The organism is Vibrio sp. 14N.309.X.WAT.E.F5 (genome assembly GCF_030397615.1).
Lineage (GTDB): Bacteria > Pseudomonadota > Gammaproteobacteria > Enterobacterales > Vibrionaceae > Vibrio > Vibrio lentus.
Map to the genome: position 1 here is coordinate 323,049 of NZ_JAPNXR010000002.1, position 18,481 is coordinate 341,529.

The following is an 18,481-nucleotide window of genomic DNA, read 5'->3' on the forward strand; positions in this document are numbered from 1 at the left end:
TCTTCAAGAAGAAACAAATGTGCTACATTTCAGCACAAATGAATGACGGGTCAGATAGATGAAAACACCTTGCTTAGCGGCTTGTAAAAATAATGGTGGCATATGCAGCGGCTGCCATAGAACAATGGATGAGATTATAGGTTGGAAAGGCTTATCTGAAAGCGAAAGAGACTCGGTGATGGATAGCCTTAGCGGTGCGAGTTCAACTCACCAGTGTCCAAAGTGTAATGCGCCAGCTCAGTGTGATATCAGTGCGGGTAAAGAAACCTGTTGGTGCTTTGAGCTAGAAAAACGTGATACTAGTAGTATCCCTAAAGGCGATGTTTGCATGTGTCGCAAGTGCTTGTCTGCATTACCTATTCAGTAACGAGTAAACCTGTCTCAACATCTAAAACATCAAAAGAAGCGAGATATTACTTTCTCGCTTCAAATAGTAATAATTCCGAGAGCTAGAGCTAGTGCTTCAGAATGCGTATGTTAGCCTGGTCAGTGTTTACTTCGCTTTTGCAATCAGCGCCGGCTGAGAAAACTGTACACCACTCCAACCATGAACCATAAAGTTACGAATATTTTGATGGTCGGTATTCTCGGGAAAGCCTAATACATCATTGCGATAAAACTGCCCAAAACAAGCCAGTGTTTGCTCGGGAGAAAGCTCTTGAGCTAAACCAAAAGCAAAAATCTTACACGAACCATTGTTCTGTCCCGCGACATTCACTACATCACCATTACGAAATTCACTCTCAGAAAAGTCATAGTTCGCCTCAATCACCTGCATTGTATCTTCAAATTGAATGCTTTCTGGGGCTTGAGTCAGCGTGTTTAGTAAAGTTTCCAGTTCCATTTAATATTTCTCCATCAGTACATGATTAACGACAGCAGTGTATCGTGTTTTGAGATAAGAGTAAGCTGAGTTTTAATATTGGAAAGCCATTCACTTTTTGACCCAACTTTTACAATTACTTAAATGAAACTAATGACATACATTTATCAGGACGTTATATTATTTGAACAGATGATTAACATTGTTCATTGAAGAATATGCATAAAGATAAAAACTTAGAACTGTTCAGATACCTTAAACCCGGTACAAGAACAGCAGGTGTGTTGGAATTTGGCCCAGATGACTCTATTCAGATAAGCACGCTGTATATCGGACACAAACAAGATCAGTACTTGATTCTGGAGCTTTCACAAAAAGCAACGGAAGCACTGACGCTAAGAAAGCTTAGTAATGTCGACATCATTATTCGAGCGATTACCGATACAGAACTTGGTCACATTGTCGCGTTCAAGACCAATGTACTGTCTCATATCACCTCACCTGCACATCTCATATTTCTTCGCCCGCCCTCTAGCTTTGCGACAAAACCTATTCGCGAGCACGAAAGGTACAAAGTACGTCTCGAGTGTGAAGTCACCTTTGACACCTTGTCATTGGATGCAACCTTGGTGGACTTTTCTGCATCAGGTTGCGGCATCTATATTACCCAGCAATCGGATATCGATATCGGCTGGAAGATTAAGGTCGACTCGATGCTGACTGAGTATTTAGATAGCGAACTTGTCTACAAGGTTGTGAGTAAAAAAAGACAAGGCCAAGGTTGGTTGTTGGGGGTACAGTTCCCTGAACATATAGAGATGAATGACGAATTGAAAACGTTGCTGTTGGAGCAAGCCTTTACAGCGGGTTCTTTATAAAGACAAGAACGCTCTGTTAGCTCGGTTGCTCCATGTCGCCTGAATATACGTTTTTGAAATGCACAAAAGCTTGGTGCAACGATTCCTCTTTGATCGGCTTAACTATCACATAGTTAGCTCCAGCCGCCATGAAGTTGTCTCGTGTCGACTGTTGTGCATCGGCTGTACAGGCATAGATGGGTGTTGATATTCCAATTTCACTTCTTAATTGCAGGGTCGTTTCTACGCCGCCTAAATTAGGAAGCTGGTTATCCATCAAAATAAGATCAAACGCCTCGGCTTTCGCCAACTCTATCGCTTCTAAGCCATCTTTAGCCCAAACCACAACCATTCCATACTTCTTACAAAAAGCCTGAGCGATAAACGCGTTCGTGTGGTTGTCTTCCACCAGCAAGACTTTAAGGGAATGACTAAACAGCGCTTGAGGGTCAATCTGAGGTTGCAGAGGCGATCCTAATAATGGTTGTGAAGATAGCTCTACAGGGATCTCGATAACAAACTCAGATCCTTCTCCTTTAGCGCTTCGCACTTGAATATCACCTTCCAGCATATCGACTAAGTTCTTAACGATGGTAAGCCCTAAACCGGTTCCGCCATACTCGCGAGTTGTGGTTTCTTCTTCTTGCACGAAAGGTTCAAACACGGCGTCTATCTTGCTCTCATCGATGCCGATACCGGTATCTTGAACCCGAATGATCAAACCAGCATTGTCTGAATTAAAGATACTCTCCAATTCGAAACTTACTGAGATGCTGCCTTTATGAGTAAACTTAAGGGCATTACTCAGTAGGTTAAACATTATCTGGTTCAATCGAACTTGGTCGGTATAGAGTTCAATATCATTAACTAGATTGTTCACGATGCTAAAGTCGACCGATTTATCTTTACACAGCGGACGATAGATACTGTCTAGCGTATTGATAAGCTCGACTAAGCGAAAATCTTTCTTCTGAATGTTGAACTGTCCCTGCTCAATTTTAGAGAAGTCCAAAATATCGTTGAGTACCGCGAGTAGATGTTCGGCACTGTTACAAAGTACATCAACCTGCTCTCGGTTATCTTCGCTCTGAATCGAACGTTTAAGCAGCTGAGAAACGCCGAGAATGCCGTTTAGCGGAGTCCGAATCTCGTGGCTCATCTTTGCTAAGAAGTCGGCGCGAACGTTAGCAAGATGCTCGGCTTCTTCACGAGCGCGATCAGCCTGTCGCTCAGCTTCAATGAGCTTCGTAATATCTTGACCTTGTACCACGACCCCTGTAATTCCGTGCTCTACTCGGATTGCAGACATATTCCATCGAAATACCTTCTCTCCGATCGGTACATTGATACCCGTGAGCTTTGACCCTTGAACCACCATTTGAATATTAGGCAGCATTCGTTGTTCGAACTCCTGAGCTATCACACCATAGTTGTCATCTTCATCAAACAGCGCCATACGAGCCGCGGGGTTCATTTGGATCAAGTCGCCTTTATCAGACCAAACCAATATCGGTGAATGAGCAAAGTTAAACAGGTCTTGGAATTTTTGATTTTGTTCAGACAATCGTTCAAAAGTATCTTCTAACGTGCATCCAATATGATGAAATTCGAAGATATTAGAACCATCAAACTTGTTGTAGTCTTCATTATCGCCACTCGCAGAGCGAGTAAAGTCCATTAACTTATCGAGTTCAGCCGCGACCTTTCTCTGTATCCAAGCTTTAGCAAAGAAGGACATGAGTATGATCACGACAATCACAACAATGATTGCGCGTTCATAGTTTTCTTCTAACGCAATAAAGTTAGTGTTCTTTTGAACCGCGCGGATAATGAGTGGAGTATCGACCGCATTGATCTTAATCGTCGCGATAGTCACAAAATGACTGGGGAGTTGATCATGTTGTTTGTAGTTGAGGATATCCGTTATCGTATAACTTTCATCCCCACTGAATGTAGAAGTCACTGGCGTACCGTGAGCCTCTATAACAATGTTTTCGCAGTTACTGCCCTGTTGAATAGATTCAGCAAGAGAGAAGTTGTTATCCAAGACAATGGCGATGTATAACTGACCAAGTACCTCCCCGGTTTCATTATCAACAATCGGCGTACGTCGAGCTAATAAATGGCGATCTCCAATCTCCGTCACCAACTTTAAAAAATGCCAGTTACTGCTGAATGCGACTTCACCAGAAATGTTTTCCAAGTTGGAGTGATCCAAACCGTAAAATCGACCATTGCCATCATCCCAAACGACACCGTCATGAGTAGAAACGAAACGCAAGTCCGGTGCATGATCTGGTTCTCGTTGGTCAACACCAAAGAAAAAGTAACTCAGCGCTTCTTCATCATCATTGCTGTTAAAGTATTCTCTTAATACCGCACTGTGCGAACTGCTATCTTGGTGAATTTGTAACACCGACAAGCGGTAATCAAACATGTTCTGTATCAAGCTAGATGTCTGCTGAACCGTACGGTTCGTCTCTTGCTTTACAATGCTACTGCTGGTTTCATAATTATGAATAAGCACGCCAAGTGCCATAACCCCTATCACTAAAATAATGATACGGGTAATCAGTTTGGCTAAGGTGTTCCTAGGTGTACTGGCGTAGCTTTTCTTCATTATTGACCTGAGTACCTAAATGCTCGCTGTTTGAGTTCAGAAATTCGTTCGGGAGAATCTTCTTTGGTGACTAATTCAAAATCGCCAGAATACACGGTCGGTACTACTAAACCCGTCAGATCCCATTTAATGGCTTCTGCCATTGCAATACCAGTGTCGTCATTCATCCGCATCACAGTCACGTCTAAATCACCTCTTTCGATGGCTTCAAGCTCAGCAGAACCGCCTCCCCAACCATTAAGAAGAATATCTCTACCTGATTCACGAATGGCATCTGCGGCACCCAATGCCACATCAGTTGCACATGCATAAATAAAGTCTAGGTCTTTATCTTTCGCTATGCTGATTTTCGCCGCTTGATAACCGCTTTCTTTATCCGATTTAGTGTAAAAAGAAGACTTGAGTGCAAAGTTAGTATCGGTGTTCACGTCATGGATAAAAGTGTCTCCACGAGCATCACTGATATAGCCTTCTGAACGATACAAAACCGAATATTGGCTGTCTGATTTACTGTTACTTTTAAAGTACTCGGCCAGCTTCAAGCTACCTGTCGCATGGTCGAAACCCACATACATAAATGGCTGCCTATCAGCCCATGATCGAACTGGGGTAGTAATATTTTGGAGAATCAGCTTAGTATCCGTTGACGTCAAAACGTGTTCAATAAATTTACGGTGACGAGTGGTGTCAAGAGTGAAAATTAAGTAGTCCGTTTTGTTTTCAATGGCTTCTTGTAGCGAAATACTTTGCTGGGTGATATCCGCGTTCACTCGCGTAAACACCTGATTTATCTGATAGTTAATTCTCAGCTTATCGAGCCTTTTTTCGAAAGCTTCGATATTGCGAACCCAATAGTCTGAGATCTGTTGCCCCGGATACACCACTGAGATTGTGATGGGTTCGTCTTGAATTTTTCTTAAGGGAACGGGGTGGTTTTGCACAGCCTCGATCATTTTATCGGTCAGTGCTTTTTGCTCTGGAAATTTGGAAAGGTAATCTTGGTATTCCCAATAACCATTGAGGACATGGGTACCATGGGAGAGAGCGGGCGCAGAAAATACGGCAAGTCCCAACAACATCAGTAAACGTTTCATATTTTTCTCGTTTCATATGAGCTACTTTGGCTCATTTTTTAACCTAGCATGACACCATATCTTTGTATGGCTACAAGATATTATGTAGGACAACGATGATAAATGATAGCGTCTAACACTAATTAGAACGACATTCTAAATGTGCAATATGTCAATTTGGAACTGAGACTGTAATGAGTGAGTTCTATGATGAGATCGAGCCGATCAAACAAGATCAAATTACCCTTTATATTCAGTAATTTAAGTTGTTTTCATGGAGAGGATTGCATTGTTAAGGTTTAATCAATAACGAGTATTTTAGCTATGAATTATGAGACTTCGATATATTGAATTTGGTCTTCTTGCCACTCAATAATTAGTTTGAGTGATACCAATTTTTCTTTGCGAGGCTTAGGTAATTGTTTGATCGCGTATTCGGTTTTCAATGCCTCACTTTTTGACCTGACATCAAAACTCCAAACCAGCTCAAGTGGGCCTTTTCCTTTAAGGGCTTTTGCACCTTTACCGGTTTGATGTTGTTCAAATCGGCGTTCTAAATTATTCGTTACACCGCAATAAAGAGCGTTGTGACGATTGCGGATCAAGTACACCACCCAACCCGCATTTTTATCTAAGGTAGGCATCTAAAGTAGTGATTCAACCATTTCTTTAAGCTCAGCAACTTCTGCCTTTAGGCTCGCGACTTCGGTTTCCAACTCTTCAAGTCTTCCGCTATTCGCAGTTGGTTGAGAAGCACCTACAGGCGCAGTTGCAAATGACTCAACATCCACCTCACCACTCAATAAATGTTGGTAACGCGATTCACGTTTACCCGCTTCGCGTGGCAGCTTCACCACCAAAGCACCCGCTTCTCTTACGGCTAATTTATCTAGCGTAGCTTCCACTTCCTTAACATCGCTGAAATTTGCAAGACGACCTGTTCTTGTGCGCAGTTCACCAGGCGTTTGTGCGCCACGAAGAAGCATACAGCAGACTATCGCACGCTCTTGCTCAGTAAATTGCAAATCACCAAATTCAGTATTACAGAAACGGTGCTGATACTTATTCACGCGACTATTGAAGCTGCTTTCGTCACTGACAAGACGACGTGCTATTAATCCATCAACAGCGTCTAATACTTCAGACTCAGAAAGAGAGAGCACAGGCTCACGGTTACTCTTTTGGTTACATGCAGTGGTTAAGCTGTTCAACGTTAACGGGTAATGATCAGGAGTGGTAACTTCTTTCTCGATCAAACAACCGATAATTCTCGCTTCAATTGGGGAAAGTACTGTGTTCATCATTTTTCCTTTTTATTATTTTGATTACTCCGTCTCAACACTGAAGAATGCAGCCAATGATGACTAGTGCTCAGACAAAATAGGTACTCTTTTCTTTCGGCCTTGTTCGTCAATCATTATGATTTTAGAACGGTTTAGCTCTATTTCCACGACTTCCAGATAAGTACGTTCTTTGACATACGCCTCTCGAAGCTTGCTTTGTTCTGCTGAAGATTCGGTAACACCCTCTACCAGATCGTCTGTTTCTAATTGTTGTTGATTCATTTCACATTTCGTATCAATGAAGTATCTATACTGGATACTAACTTGAACTCTTAGATAAAAACAATCGCACTTGAGCGAGAGTGTCGAATAATTATACAACCTTACTTTTGCTTTGATCTAAAGACTGTTACAACACCAACTGATGTGCTTTAATCAGAACCAGACAACGTATTTGACGATTAGGAAAAGGAATCTATGAGCAGCGTATTTGAAATTGTTAACCAAGCACGACGTAAGAACAAACTTAAGCGTGAACTTTTAGACAACGAAAAGAAAGTTCGTGACAACCGTAAGCGTGTCGACCTTCTTGATAACCTACTTGACTACGTCAAGCCAGAAATGACTCATGACGAGATCCTAGGCATTATCAAAAATATGAAAGCTGACTACGAAGACCGCGTTGATGATCACATCATCAAAAGTGCGGAGATCTCTAAAGCTCGCCGTGACATCAGCCGCCGTATTCGTGAACTGACAGAAGAAGACAAGCAAATCCAAGGTAAGAAGTAATCTAACCTAGCGAATTTACTTGCAACAATGTTAGTAACCCACTCTTTGTAGTGGGTTTTTTTATACCCAAATACTAACGTCTATACTTAAGCGAACGTAAATCACTGAGTGGATATAAGTAGCTGAGTGAACCTAAGCAATGGAGTGACCTTATGTACGCGAGTATTCTGATTACCTTAGCGCTATCAACGGCACAACCCTACCCTGAAGAATTTGAGAAGCTTTATACCGAAGAACAAGAAATTACTTATGACGACCTCGTGGTCGATGTTCATGGTTACAAAGTTCCCACGAGATCAGCATTCCGAGGCTGGATGCTTCTTAATCATGCACAGGACCAAGTCAAAGCAGTCGGACAACAATTCAAAGACAACGGCATCACACAAAGCATGCCTCTGCACTTAGTTCTGTTGCAAGGAACCGATTGGGCGATGAGCAACACCACGCTGTTTACCCTTCCCAATAAAAAGCACGTTCCCAACATGATTAACACCCTCAAATACATCCAACAATATATTGAACCCGAAATCGGGGTTGTTATCCCTGTCTCAGGGGAGCGAACCGATATCTATAATCAACAAGCGGGTGGTGCGCTACGAAGTAAACACTTGGAGTTTTGTGCCTTAGACTTAGTGCCCGCGAATGATATTACTCGCGAAGATCTCCACGTGAAGCTTAAAAAAATTCATGCTGAATTTGGGCAAAAGAATAACGTTGGACTGGGTTTATATTCTGGAGTTCGGTTCCATATTGATACTTGTGGATTCAGGCAATGGTAAATAAACACAATAGAGTCACAATGACCACAATAAAAACCATGTCAATTTGACACTAAAATAAAAGGCAAAACTATAACAAATTGATTTAAATCAATAAATAAAAATGGAACACTAATTGCTATTGATAAGTATCATCATTATTAATAGCAATTAGGAATTCACATGAAGACGATGACTCAACGCTTTCAAACTCTACTTTCTGTTTCAAACTTCAGTTTAGCAATAACGGCTCTGCTTATGCTTCTTAGCATCATAGTGGCTTATCCTATGGCCGACCATTTCTCACTGCCAATTCAAGTCGTTGCGCACATCAGTACGATATTGGTGGCTGCCTTGCTAAAGATTAGTTATGTCGGTCGCTGTCTTGCTCAATATAACCTAGGGCTAGAAGTAAGGTAGGAATAGAACAACCATTAATAACAGCACCATTTACATTCCACGCACCTCGGATCATTGAAGTACGATCAACGTATTCATCAACGAGGTGTTCGTTAGCTCAAACGATATCTAAGCTGCTAAAAAGGTCATAAAGTTGGTGGGATTTATAAGGTTTAGGTAAGTAAGCATTCATACCGGCTTCAAAGCAATCTTTGATGTCCTCGTCCAACACGCTGGCTGTCAGGGCAATGATCGGTAATGGCGTAACGCCCTGCTCTGTTTCCCAATCTCGGATCGCTCTAGTTGCGGTAATGCCATCCATGACAGGCATCATACAGTCCATTAGAATCGCATCAAACTGAGCGCCTTGAGTAATCACATCTACCGCTTCTTGACCATTGCTGGCAATCAGATATTCATAGCCAGCTTTCTCAAGAAAGAAGCTCGCTATCTTTTGATTCATCAAGTTATCTTCGACAATCAATATACGTCGATTCAACGAGCGAATTTCTTCCGTCTCAAGTTCCTCTTGCTCAACTTCTTGTTCACCGATATCGAGCGACAATAAGCTATTTAAAAATCGTTTACCCAAGAAGGGTAAAGTATGAGATGAGTGAACAGGTTCCGTGATCAAGTTTGTTTTAAATAGGTGATGTTGACACACGATCACACGAGAAAGAGGATAGAGCTCCTTCAGCACAGCAAGATCTTTGTCCATAGAGTGATGTAACGTATGGCAATAAAGTATCAAGTCACTCTCGGTAATACTTGCATCCAGCTTAGAGATCGATGGAACCACCTGCGCTCGGATATTAAAACGCTCGCACTCTTTTACCATCTGATCTAAGTAATTAAAGGAATTTGAGATTATCGTTGCATGACTCAGATTCTCGAACGTTTGAATGTGGCTTTCTATAATATCGACATACAGACAAAACGAGAACGTGGAACCTTCGCCTTTCACTGATTGGGCGCTGATATACCCTCCCATCAAATCAACAAGCTGTCGACAAATCGCAAGCCCTAAACCTGTGCCTCCAAACTGTCGAGTGATACTGCCATCTTCTTGTGTGAAAGGTTCGAAGATCGACTCTAGTTTCTCTGGCTCGATACCGATACCAGTGTCAGTCACGGTACAATCAAGCTTACCTCGACCTAACGACATGGGCGTATAGGCAATATCTGTGGTGATTGATCCTTTAGACGTAAACTTAATCGCATTCGATAGTAAGTTGGTGAGCACCTGCCTAACACGATACTCATCAAAGAAGAGCTGTGGTGGCGTTTGGGGGTCAATATTAATGTCGAGTTCAATATCTTTACTCATCGCTTTCGACAGAATCACACTCACAGAGTCATAGACAGCCTCTCTCAAGTCGGCATTATGCGGCGACAACATCAAGTTACCCGACTCAATTTTTGAAAGATCGAGAATGTCATTGAGTAGAACCAGCAAGGAGTGGGAAGACGATTCGATATCCCCAAGCACTTCTTGCTGATTAGCGCTCAGTTGGCTCTGAGATAAAATCTCCGCCATACCAATAATTCCATTGAGCGGCGTACGTATTTCATGAGACATGTTTGCTAGAAAAGCACTTTTGGCTTTGTTTGCTGAAACCGCATCTTCTTTTGCTTCAATCAACTCTTGGTTGTGATGATAATTACGCTCCATCATACGGTTTAGCGTTTCAGTGAATTCAGAAAGCTCGTCGTTCCCTTGAGTGTGAATCATCTTAGGCTTGCCATAGCTATCTGCGCACTCCGACACCCCTTTTAGAATCAGCGATAAGTTACGATTCAAACGCAGAGAAGTAGCGATACCGAGCCAAAGCAAAACACCTGAAGCAACCAAAATCAGCAGCGTCATGACCAAGGTCTGCCGTTTTTGCAATGCGATGTTCTTTGTCAGATCTGATTGCAGTTGCTTGGTGTAAGCACCAATCGCTTGTGAAATAGCCCTTTTTTTCAGCTCTAAACCTTTCAAATGGTCATAGATTTCGGGTGACGAGAAGTCCCCTTTGAGGATTCGTGATGTGAAGTTGTCTTGAAGTTTATCTTTGGCGACAGTGTTTAGCAGTTGTCTAATACTTGAAGAGCGAGTGCCCGAACGAAAAAACGTGTCTAATAACTGTTGTTGTCTTTCCAAAGCACCAACATAACTCAGTAGATATTGGTTTTTCAATTCTGGAGAGCGATACAAACTGTAGCTTAACCACGCCTCTCTCTGAGTCCAGAATACGTAATTAGTCAGATGGACAAACATCGCCTCTGCTTGGCCGATATCTTGATCTACCAAGATCATTTGATATTCAGACAGCTCCATCAACACGGCTTTTAGCAAATCGAAGGCGCGTTCTGTGAGCTGTGTGTTGTCGGTACTTTCTGTCACTTGAGCAAGGCTCATCAAAACTTTTTTAAGTTCGACCAACTGCGGTTCTACACTCCAATTAGTATCGAACTGTTGAAGTCTTATTTCATACTGAGTGAGTCTATCCAGTTCTGATTGCAACTTTAAAAGCAGCTGACCTTTCTCAGGAGAGTCATTAGACAGAACCAACCATCGATAGGCATTACTTGAAATAGTATTGAAAGATTGAATCGCTTCGACCTTAATACGTGTTGTTTCAAGGTAGTTCATCTTCTTATCGTTCTTTAGCACTTCATTGACTGTAAACCCAAACATAATGAATACAGAAACCGTGGAAAGAAAAATAAGACGCCATCTAATTGACATGTTTATCATTTTTATAACGACTCCCTTCCCGACAGTAATTTTACCTAGCCCAAGTTAAGGATAGGACATTAACAGAGGTTATTGATCAAATTGGATATGAACTGACGATACTCTGAGCCCAGAATAGACATTTATATCAACTGGCATCACTTTCGGTGCTCTAAGAGTGGGAGGTATTTATTTGAGTCAATGAGGTGTAAACCCATGAGGTCAACTCAAGAAAGGTACAAACAAGTTAAGTGAAGCTAGATTTATCTAGTTATTATCACTCGCATAACAAGTGAAAAAGAAAGCCTATCGGTCCCACAAGGCAGTGAGTAACAACTCTAGACATTAATAAAGTCGACAATTAGGTGAAATTTGTGAGATCTAATCGTTTGCGTCATGCACTTTTCGCACTCTACCTTAACTTATGCCAAGGTCGAACAGGAAAAACGGTCGGTTTGCTTATCTGTTGTTTACCGTTTACGTGTAACTTGAGTTAATGATCACATCTTTAATGATCACTATGACCTGTATTACATATCATATTTTGATTTGAGTATTTTTTGGCGAAAATTAAGTGCTACAGATTGTTAAAGTCAATAGCCTTTATTAACGCTAAAAGCTTGATTTATGACTAAGCCAACACCAATTTACAGATAATTTATCTGCATTTATTTTTCCTAGCAGAATAACCCGTCGTACCTTACAATCCTGCCACATAAAAATTACAAGTTACACACAAGGCATATCAAGCGCATTTTAAGTGGCGTTAAAGACCACAAAAGCTTAGATAGCTCAATTCCCCTATGCACTCATAGCTACCCTACATTCGCTATGATTGCAGAAATTAACGTGAAAGGTCCCGAGTAAAGATGAGTCCCGAAAAGCACCTCCTAGACTGGCAAACTAGTCAAACTATTGCTGAATCAATCGCTCCTACTTTAGGTCAGTTGTACCGCCAAAAAGGCGTTGAAGTTATCCTCTTCGGTAAAACACTGGTTAACGCAACAACTATCGACATCATCAAAGCTCACCGCATCGCAAAACGTTACACAGGTTCTCCGCTTACCGCAGAACAGACTCAACCAATCATTCAACACCTTCTCTCTATGGACTTATCTCCATGTCGTATCGATGTTGGCCGCCTTGCTCATACATTCTGGCAAGATCGCGAAGACACACACGGGTTGGATGATTTCCTACAAACTGCACTTTTAGAATCGCTTGAAGGCGATGCGATGACAGAACCTCGCGATGTTGTCTTGTACGGTTTTGGTCGTATTGGCCGCTTGCTCACTCGTCTATTGATCGAGAAAAGTGGCCCAGGTTACCCACTGCGTTTACGTGCAATTGTTGTTCGTGGCGGCAAAGATGGTGACTTAGAAAAACGTGCAAGCTTGCTACGTCGTGACTCTGTTCATGGCCAATTCAACGGCAGCATCGTTGTAGACCAAGAACGTAAAGCGATCATCGTTAACGGTAACTTCATCCAAGTTATCTACGCAAACAAGCCAGCAGAAGTGGATTACACATCTTACGGTATCGAGAATGCACTTGTGGTTGATAACACAGGTGTGTGGCGTGACGCTGAAGGCCTAAGCCAACACGTTGCGTGTAATGGTGCGAAGAAGGTTCTACTGACTGCGCCAGGCAAAGGTGAAATCAAGAACGTTGTATTTGGTGTAAACCAAAATGACATTCAACCAGAAGACACGATCATCTCTGCTGCAAGCTGTACAACAAACGCAATTACGCCAGTATTAAAAGCGGTTCACGACAAGTTTGGTGTCCTATCAGGTCACATCGAAACGGTTCACTCATTTACCAATGACCAAAACCTAATCGATAACTTCCACTCAGGTGATCGTCGTGGTCGTGCTGCATCATTGAACATGGTACTGACATCGACTGGTGCTGCTAAAGCGGTATCAAAAGCGATGCCAGAAATGGAAGGTAAGCTAACAGGTAATGCGATTCGCGTACCTACGCCAAACGTTTCAATGGCAGTAGCAAACCTAAACCTTGAGAAAGGCACAAACAAAGAAGAGTTGAACGAATACCTGCGTGAAATGGCGCTATCTTCAACTTTATCTGCACAGATTGATTACACCGACTCAACCGAGATTGTATCTACCGATTTGGTTGGTTCTCGCCACCCAGGTGTGGTTGACGGTGTTGCAACTATCGCGCAAGACAACCGCGCTGTTCTGTACATTTGGTACGATAACGAGTTTGGCTACAGCTGTCAGGTTGTTCACTGTATGGAACAGATGATGGGTGTTCGTTACAAGACATACCCTGAAGTTTAAACGACTTCGATCTTGTAACTGACTCAGCGCAAACGGCTCCACAACATAATAATTATATCTGCGAAGTCTATTATGGGCTTCGCAACCCTTCTTGTTTTACTCCCCCGTATAAACAGGAAGGTTGCCACTTAGATCTGCTCTCTCTATCTGATCTAAGTGGCCTTTTTACATCTGTTACTTTTATTTTGGTCTCTATTACGCCAACTTTGTTTTTACCGTTCTAACAAAGCTCGACTTCACATCTGTTACAGCTCAACCTCAACATCTGACTGAATCGTACTCGAACACGCAAGGACATAACCTTGCTCAATCTGTTCTGGCGTCAATGTTTCTTGGCTGCTTGATTCCACTGAACCTTTGCTTACTTTGCACTTGCAAGAACCACAAATCCCACTGCGACAGGCAATAATAATCGGAACACCAGCTTTCTCTAACGAATCAGCCAGTGGTGTACCCGCTTCCGCTTCTACTTCTGCGCCAAATGCAGGAACAAACACCTTAACAGCGCCATTTGAATCTGCAGACGCTTCCGCTTGTGACTCTTCTGAAGCTGTATTGCTATTGGCCAGTGAATCCGTGTTTGGGTTCGCTGGCGTGAAACTTTCTTGATAGAAATTTTCCATGTTGAATTCTAGTTCTTTCAGGTAACTTTCTATGTTTTCCATAAAGCCAACTGGGCCGCACAGATAAACAGTTCGGTCTAAAATATCTGGGCTTAGTTTTACTAACCAATTCTTATCTAATCGACCTTGAGGAGCTAATGTTCCTTCACTGTCTTTTAGCAGCAATTTAAGATTGAAGTTGCTGTGCGCCTCATCTAATTGATGTAGTTCTTGAAAGTAAATGGTCTCACGCTTATTGCGTGCCATGTGCACGAAGTCGATCTCAATATCACTGCCTTGAGCCAGCCAATATTTTGCCATCGCCATCACAGGTGTAATACCGCAACCTGCACTCACTAGCGTCACTTTTTTCGTCGCTGTTGGCATGCAATCAATACAGTTAAACGCGCCAGCAGGCTTCAATACAGAAACCTCATCACCTTCATCAAGCTCATCAACAATAAAGTTCGAAACCAAGCCACCTTCCACACGTTTCACCGTGAGCTTCAGGCGATTATCTTCAGGACAAGAAGCCACAGAATAGGCGCGATAATCTGTTTTCGTCGGCATATCTAAACCCAGAGTAATGAATTGCCCTGGCTTAAAATTGAAATGTAAGTCTTGTGGAATACTGCCAAGCTCAAAGCTGACCGTATCTGGCGTCTCGTGCCATTTCTTTAAACACACTAAATTGATTGAATCGCTATCCGACCATGCATACATAGTTCACGCACCTTACTGATGATTAAATGACTAAAGATTTAAATCTAAAAAGCCCCGCAGCTGTTTGTTTTATTAAAAACGTCACAACAACGAGGCTTCAGGTTGGCTTAAATTAAGCCGCTAAGATTGTTTTAAGATCTTGTTCTGGCGTTGAAATAGAACGCATATCGAACTCGTCTTGCATAATCTTAAGTAGGTTTTCAGTTAGGAACGCAGGTGCTGTAGGGCCTGTGTAGATACCTTTCACACCTAGAGCGAACAGAGTAAGCAAGATAACGATCGCTTTTTGCTCGAACCAAGATAGAACCAGCGTTAACGGAAGTTCATTGATACCACAATCAAACTCTTGAGACAGTGCGATAGCAAGTTGAATCGCTGAGTAAGCATCGTTACATTGGCCAACATCTAACAGACGTGGGATACCGTTAATGTCACCAAATTGGTTTTTGTTGAAGCGGAATTTACCACATGCCAATGTCAGGATTACTGAATCTTCTGGCGCTTGAGCTGTGAAATCTGTGTAGTAGCTACGTTCAGATTTGTCACCGTCACAACCACCCACTAGGAAGAAGTGTTTGATGTTACCTTCTTTAACTTGCTCAACAACTGCAGGTGCCGCTTCCATCAAGGCGTTACGACCAAAACCGACAGTGATCATTTGCTCGATCTCGTCGTGTTTGAAACCTTCTTGCGCTAGTGCACAATCAATTACTGCGCTGAAATCGTCGCCTTCAAGGTGATCAACACCCGGCCAGCCTACGATGCTGCGTGTAAACAAACGGTCTGCGTAAGAACCTACATCAGGGTTAAGCAGGCAGTTAGACGTCATTACAATTGCGCCAGGGAAGTTAGCGAATTCTTTTTGCTGGTTCTGCCAAGCGCTGCCGTAGTTACCCGCAAGGTGTGGGTACTTGTTTAGCTCTGGGTAACCGTGTGCTGGTAGCATCTCACCGTTAGTGTAAACGTTGATGCCCTTGCCTTCGGTTTGTTGAAGGATCTTTTCTAGATCATGCAAGTCGTGACCAGAAACAAGAATACAGTGACCTTTTTTAGTCTTCACATTCACGGTTGTTGGTTGCGGGTGACCGAAGGTATCTGTCTCGCCTTTGTCTAGCATTTCCATTACTTTGTAGTTCATCAAGCCAATCTGCATTGATGTATCAAGTAACTGTTTTAGATCTGATGGATCTGTACCTAGGAACGCCATGATTTCATGGTATTCAGCAAAAATAGCGTCATCAGTTTGACCAAGAACACGAGCGTGCTCCATGTAGGCTGCCGCACCTTTTAAGCCGTATAGGCAAAGAAGACGTAGACCAATCACATCTTCGTGTTGAGAGTCGTGACCACGGTTTACAGCAGCTTGAGGCGCAAGTGCCAATAGCTCTGAAGAATCTGTTGGAAGATCGAACTGTGCTGCTGCAGAAAGCTCTGGAATTTCAAAACCAATCAATGTTGCTGCTGCACGAACTTTTTGCTCTAAACGCTGCTTGAATTCATGAGACTGTTGTGCGAATTCGATAATACGAGCAGGGTCGAAGTTAACGTTAGTCAGTGTTGCGAAGAACGCTTTTGGCGCCCACTCATCAACTTCTGTATCAATAACATCGCAAGCGCGACCTAGGCTTGCCCAAAAAGAAACACCTTGAAGAGAATGCACCAACACGTCTTGAAGGTCGGATACTTCCGAGGTTTTTCCACACATGCCTTGTGCGAAAGAACAGCCTTTTACGGTTGGGGTTTGAATCGTTTGTTCACATTGAATACAGAACATAAAGGGGCTCCAGTAATTTTTTATTAGCTGTAAGTGCTTTGCTTACAGTGACTTATTCCAAACCCTATAGAGCATCAAGCGTGCCAACTTTTAAGTTATTGATTTTTATAAACTTAAGTAAATTCCATATTTTTAGTGCGTGAATATGACTACATATAAACCCGAAAACCACACACACCTGTGTCATAGTGACTCTGAAGAATATTTTACGGTGTTCATGTTTCGTTCAGAATAGAAGCGATAAAGTAACAACATAGAAAGAGAGGAATGAATATGAAAAATATATTAGTTACGATTGTTGCATTGTTTACCGGCCTTTTGGCGCTATTCACAAGCTTGATTCTTGCTATTCCTTTGGCTATCGCAGCTTTAATTACTGGCAAGCGCATTCAGAATCAAATGAAGAAACAAGGTTTCGCAGCTCATATGAACACGCGTCAGTCATCAACCAATGATGCCGGTGTTATTGAAGGTGAATACGAAGACCTTTCAAGCAGAAAGTAATCTAAACTTTAGCTTCAGACATAGTGAAAGCACAACAGAGACAACATTACATAATGCAAAGAAAACCCCTCCTAGCACTGCTGGCCTTAACGACTTTAAGTCTCGTTGGTTGTTCCAACGAGACCATCGCACCCGCTTACGAAACATCTCCTAACTTGCCTGAATATCAGCAAGACAGCTTTGACGCCTACGTGAACGATACTCAAGATTGGTTACTGAAAAATCGTGTGTTCATGACCAAAGACAAGCAGCTAGAGATTCAACTCAATTCACCTACCGAATATCAACCTGCGAAACCTAACGGTAAGGCAGTTTTATTGGTTCATGGGTTAGGTGATTCACCCTACTCGTTTAAAGACATCGCAACGCACTTAGCAGAACAAGGCTACCTAGTGAGAACGGTATTGCTACCGGGCCACGGCAGTCGTGTTGGCGACTTAATGCAGCCAAACTTAGAAGATTGGCAGGGCGTGGTGGCTCATCATACGAAGCTATTGGAGCAAGAGTATGATTCTGTGTGGCTTGGCGGTTATTCAACAGGTGCGAACCTTGTGACTTCGCAGGCGATGAACGATCCTAAGATCTCTGGATTACTGTTATTTTCTCCTGCGTTCCAACCGAGTTCGTCTGCGGTTCAATATGCAGGGCTAGCAAGCTACTTTGTCACTTGGGCGGATCAAGATCCTGAAGACAATGTACTGCGTTACAACTCATTGCCAATGAACGGTGCCTCTGTTTACTACGAGACATCAGAAGTGGTTCGCGAAGACTTACAAGATAAACACTTCGATAAGCCTGTATTTATCATGATGAGTGAAGGCGACAGTGTGATTGATACCCGCTTCGTTCAACAAGCATTTACTGAGTCTATGCCAAACCCAAACAATGTCTTAGTTTGGCAAGGGGAAACCACACTTGATGATCCTCGCGCTGTTCAATACAGCATGAAGATCCCAGAGCAACGTATTTCGAACGGTTCTCATATGGGCTTACTGTTCTCACCAAGCAATCCTTACTACGGGATCAATGGTAGCGAGAAGATCTGCTCCAATGGTCAAGAGGAAGGTTTTGAAGCACAGTGCAACGCGACAAGTGAAGTGTGGTACTCAGCTTGGGGATATCGTGAAGAAGGTAAAAACCATGCGCGTTTGACCTACAACCCGTACTTTTCAGATTCCATGGAAAAACTCGATGCGGTTCTGAATTCAGAAGGCTAACAAGCTCAAGACTGTCGAAGCCAATCCA

At 42.6% G+C, this 18,481-nt stretch carries 17 protein-coding genes; 8 read left to right on the forward strand and 9 right to left on the reverse strand.

The genetic code is table 11. The features are described 5' to 3' along the window. Nucleotides 1-58: 58 nt before the first annotated feature. Complete coding sequence (locus tag OW495_RS03810; RefSeq protein WP_102513463.1) at nt 59-367, forward strand: cysteine-rich CWC family protein; 309 nt, start codon at nt 59-61, stop codon at nt 365-367. A gap of 126 nt (nt 368-493) precedes the next feature. On the opposite strand, the gene OW495_RS03815 is transcribed toward OW495_RS03810, so the two are convergent. Then, nucleotides 494-844 (reverse strand): HopJ type III effector protein, encoded by a 351-nt coding sequence (locus OW495_RS03815; protein ID WP_102513462.1) that lies wholly within the window; start codon nt 842-844, stop codon nt 494-496. A gap of 197 nt (nt 845-1,041) precedes the next feature. Here OW495_RS03815 and OW495_RS03820 point away from each other — a divergent pair, with 197 nt between their 5' ends. Next, on the forward strand, nt 1,042-1,701 hold the full coding sequence (locus OW495_RS03820) for a PilZ domain-containing protein (protein ID WP_102513461.1): 660 nt from the start codon (nt 1,042-1,044) through the stop codon (nt 1,699-1,701). Nucleotides 1,702-1,717: 16 nt separating this feature from the next. Here the strand turns inward: OW495_RS03820 and luxQ are convergent, their stop codons facing one another. From luxQ to OW495_RS03845, 5 genes are all read right to left on the reverse strand, one after another. Continuing rightward, nucleotides 1,718-4,300: a quorum-sensing autoinducer 2 sensor kinase/phosphatase LuxQ gene (luxQ, locus tag OW495_RS03825; RefSeq protein WP_102513460.1), complete on the reverse strand. Its 2,583-nt coding sequence runs from the start codon at nt 4,298-4,300 to the stop codon at nt 1,718-1,720. Beyond that, the gene (locus OW495_RS03830) at nt 4,300-5,394 is read right to left on the reverse strand and encodes a substrate-binding domain-containing protein (RefSeq protein WP_102486096.1); all 1,095 of its coding nucleotides are present in this window, start codon (nt 5,392-5,394) and stop codon (nt 4,300-4,302) included. The genes luxQ and OW495_RS03830 overlap by 1 nt, the downstream gene beginning before the upstream one ends. A gap of 308 nt (nt 5,395-5,702) precedes the next feature. Further along, nucleotides 5,703-6,017, reverse strand: a complete 315-nt coding sequence (locus tag OW495_RS03835; protein ID WP_102353650.1) for a GIY-YIG nuclease family protein — start codon at nt 6,015-6,017, stop codon at nt 5,703-5,705. Then, nucleotides 6,018-6,674, reverse strand: a complete 657-nt coding sequence (locus OW495_RS03840; RefSeq protein ID WP_102513459.1) for a YceH family protein — start codon at nt 6,672-6,674, stop codon at nt 6,018-6,020. A 63-nt stretch (nt 6,675-6,737) separates the two neighbouring features. Further along, on the reverse strand, nt 6,738-6,938 hold the full coding sequence (locus OW495_RS03845) for a hypothetical protein (RefSeq protein WP_065105353.1): 201 nt from the start codon (nt 6,936-6,938) through the stop codon (nt 6,738-6,740). 195 nt (nt 6,939-7,133) lie between these two features. Between OW495_RS03845 and OW495_RS03850 the strand changes: the two genes are divergently transcribed. The 3 genes from OW495_RS03850 (at nt 7,134) to OW495_RS03860 (ending at nt 8,626) form a co-directional block, all read left to right on the forward strand. Beyond that, the gene (locus OW495_RS03850; protein ID WP_017105326.1) at nt 7,134-7,448 is read left to right on the forward strand and encodes a DUF496 family protein; all 315 of its coding nucleotides are present in this window, start codon (nt 7,134-7,136) and stop codon (nt 7,446-7,448) included. Between the two features lie 152 nt (nt 7,449-7,600). Further along, entirely contained in the window at nt 7,601-8,227 is a 627-nt protein-coding gene (locus OW495_RS03855) for a hypothetical protein (protein WP_017110767.1), read from the forward strand. A 162-nt stretch (nt 8,228-8,389) separates the two neighbouring features. Next, the gene (locus OW495_RS03860; protein WP_017110768.1) at nt 8,390-8,626 is read left to right on the forward strand and encodes a hypothetical protein; all 237 of its coding nucleotides are present in this window, start codon (nt 8,390-8,392) and stop codon (nt 8,624-8,626) included. Nucleotides 8,627-8,723: 97 nt separating this feature from the next. On the opposite strand, the gene OW495_RS03865 is transcribed toward OW495_RS03860, so the two are convergent. Further along, nucleotides 8,724-11,288 (reverse strand): ATP-binding protein, encoded by a 2,565-nt coding sequence (locus OW495_RS03865; protein ID WP_102513458.1) that lies wholly within the window; start codon nt 11,286-11,288, stop codon nt 8,724-8,726. Between the two features lie 908 nt (nt 11,289-12,196). Here OW495_RS03865 and OW495_RS03870 point away from each other — a divergent pair. Further along, complete coding sequence (locus OW495_RS03870) at nt 12,197-13,633, forward strand: glyceraldehyde-3-phosphate dehydrogenase (RefSeq protein ID WP_017105329.1); 1,437 nt, start codon at nt 12,197-12,199, stop codon at nt 13,631-13,633. Nucleotides 13,634-13,878: 245 nt separating this feature from the next. Here the strand turns inward: OW495_RS03870 and OW495_RS03875 are convergent, their stop codons facing one another. Both OW495_RS03875 and hcp read right to left on the reverse strand, forming a co-directional pair. After that, the gene (locus OW495_RS03875; protein ID WP_102513457.1) at nt 13,879-14,958 is read right to left on the reverse strand and encodes a hybrid-cluster NAD(P)-dependent oxidoreductase; all 1,080 of its coding nucleotides are present in this window, start codon (nt 14,956-14,958) and stop codon (nt 13,879-13,881) included. A gap of 112 nt (nt 14,959-15,070) precedes the next feature. Next, nucleotides 15,071-16,732 (reverse strand): hydroxylamine reductase, encoded by a 1,662-nt coding sequence (hcp, locus tag OW495_RS03880; protein ID WP_012600311.1) that lies wholly within the window; start codon nt 16,730-16,732, stop codon nt 15,071-15,073. Between the two features lie 273 nt (nt 16,733-17,005). On the opposite strand from hcp, the gene OW495_RS03885 reads away from it, so the two are divergent. Together OW495_RS03885 and OW495_RS03890 are read left to right on the forward strand one after the other, a co-directional pair. Further along, a complete protein-coding gene (locus OW495_RS03885; RefSeq protein WP_029221973.1) occupies nt 17,006-17,236 on the forward strand; it encodes a hypothetical protein in 231 nt (76 codons plus the stop codon). Between the two features lie 53 nt (nt 17,237-17,289). Further along, a complete protein-coding gene (locus OW495_RS03890; protein ID WP_289885102.1) occupies nt 17,290-18,453 on the forward strand; it encodes an alpha/beta fold hydrolase in 1,164 nt (387 codons plus the stop codon). The last annotated feature ends 28 nt before the right edge of the window (nt 18,454-18,481 follow it).

Excerpts from the sequence above, each read along its gene's own strand:
- OW495_RS03860 (WP_017110768.1), top strand. The coding sequence starts at position 8,390 with ATGAAGACGATGACTCAACGCTTTCAAACTCTACTTTCTGTTTCAAAC.
- OW495_RS03885 (WP_029221973.1), top strand. The coding sequence starts at position 17,006 with ATGAAAAATATATTAGTTACGATTGTTGCATTGTTTACCGGCCTTTTG.
- OW495_RS03840 (WP_102513459.1), bottom strand. The coding sequence starts at position 6,674 with ATGAACACAGTACTTTCCCCAATTGAAGCGAGAATTATCGGTTGTTTG.
- OW495_RS03845 (WP_065105353.1), bottom strand. The coding sequence starts at position 6,938 with ATGAATCAACAACAATTAGAAACAGACGATCTGGTAGAGGGTGTTACC.
- OW495_RS03820 (WP_102513461.1), top strand. The coding sequence starts at position 1,042 with ATGCATAAAGATAAAAACTTAGAACTGTTCAGATACCTTAAACCCGGT.
- luxQ (WP_102513460.1), bottom strand. The coding sequence starts at position 4,300 with ATGAAGAAAAGCTACGCCAGTACACCTAGGAACACCTTAGCCAAACTG.
- OW495_RS03830 (WP_102486096.1), bottom strand. The coding sequence starts at position 5,394 with ATGAAACGTTTACTGATGTTGTTGGGACTTGCCGTATTTTCTGCGCCC.
- OW495_RS03850 (WP_017105326.1), top strand. The coding sequence starts at position 7,134 with ATGAGCAGCGTATTTGAAATTGTTAACCAAGCACGACGTAAGAACAAA.
- OW495_RS03855 (WP_017110767.1), top strand. The coding sequence starts at position 7,601 with ATGTACGCGAGTATTCTGATTACCTTAGCGCTATCAACGGCACAACCC.
- OW495_RS03835 (WP_102353650.1), bottom strand. The coding sequence starts at position 6,017 with ATGCCTACCTTAGATAAAAATGCGGGTTGGGTGGTGTACTTGATCCGC.
- OW495_RS03865 (WP_102513458.1), bottom strand. The coding sequence starts at position 11,288 with ATGTTTGGGTTTACAGTCAATGAAGTGCTAAAGAACGATAAGAAGATG.
- OW495_RS03890 (WP_289885102.1), top strand. The coding sequence starts at position 17,290 with ATGCAAAGAAAACCCCTCCTAGCACTGCTGGCCTTAACGACTTTAAGT.
- hcp (WP_012600311.1), bottom strand. The coding sequence starts at position 16,732 with ATGTTCTGTATTCAATGTGAACAAACGATTCAAACCCCAACCGTAAAA.
- OW495_RS03875 (WP_102513457.1), bottom strand. The coding sequence starts at position 14,958 with ATGTATGCATGGTCGGATAGCGATTCAATCAATTTAGTGTGTTTAAAG.
- OW495_RS03870 (WP_017105329.1), top strand. The coding sequence starts at position 12,197 with ATGAGTCCCGAAAAGCACCTCCTAGACTGGCAAACTAGTCAAACTATT.
- OW495_RS03810 (WP_102513463.1), top strand. The coding sequence starts at position 59 with ATGAAAACACCTTGCTTAGCGGCTTGTAAAAATAATGGTGGCATATGC.
- OW495_RS03815 (WP_102513462.1), bottom strand. The coding sequence starts at position 844 with ATGGAACTGGAAACTTTACTAAACACGCTGACTCAAGCCCCAGAAAGC.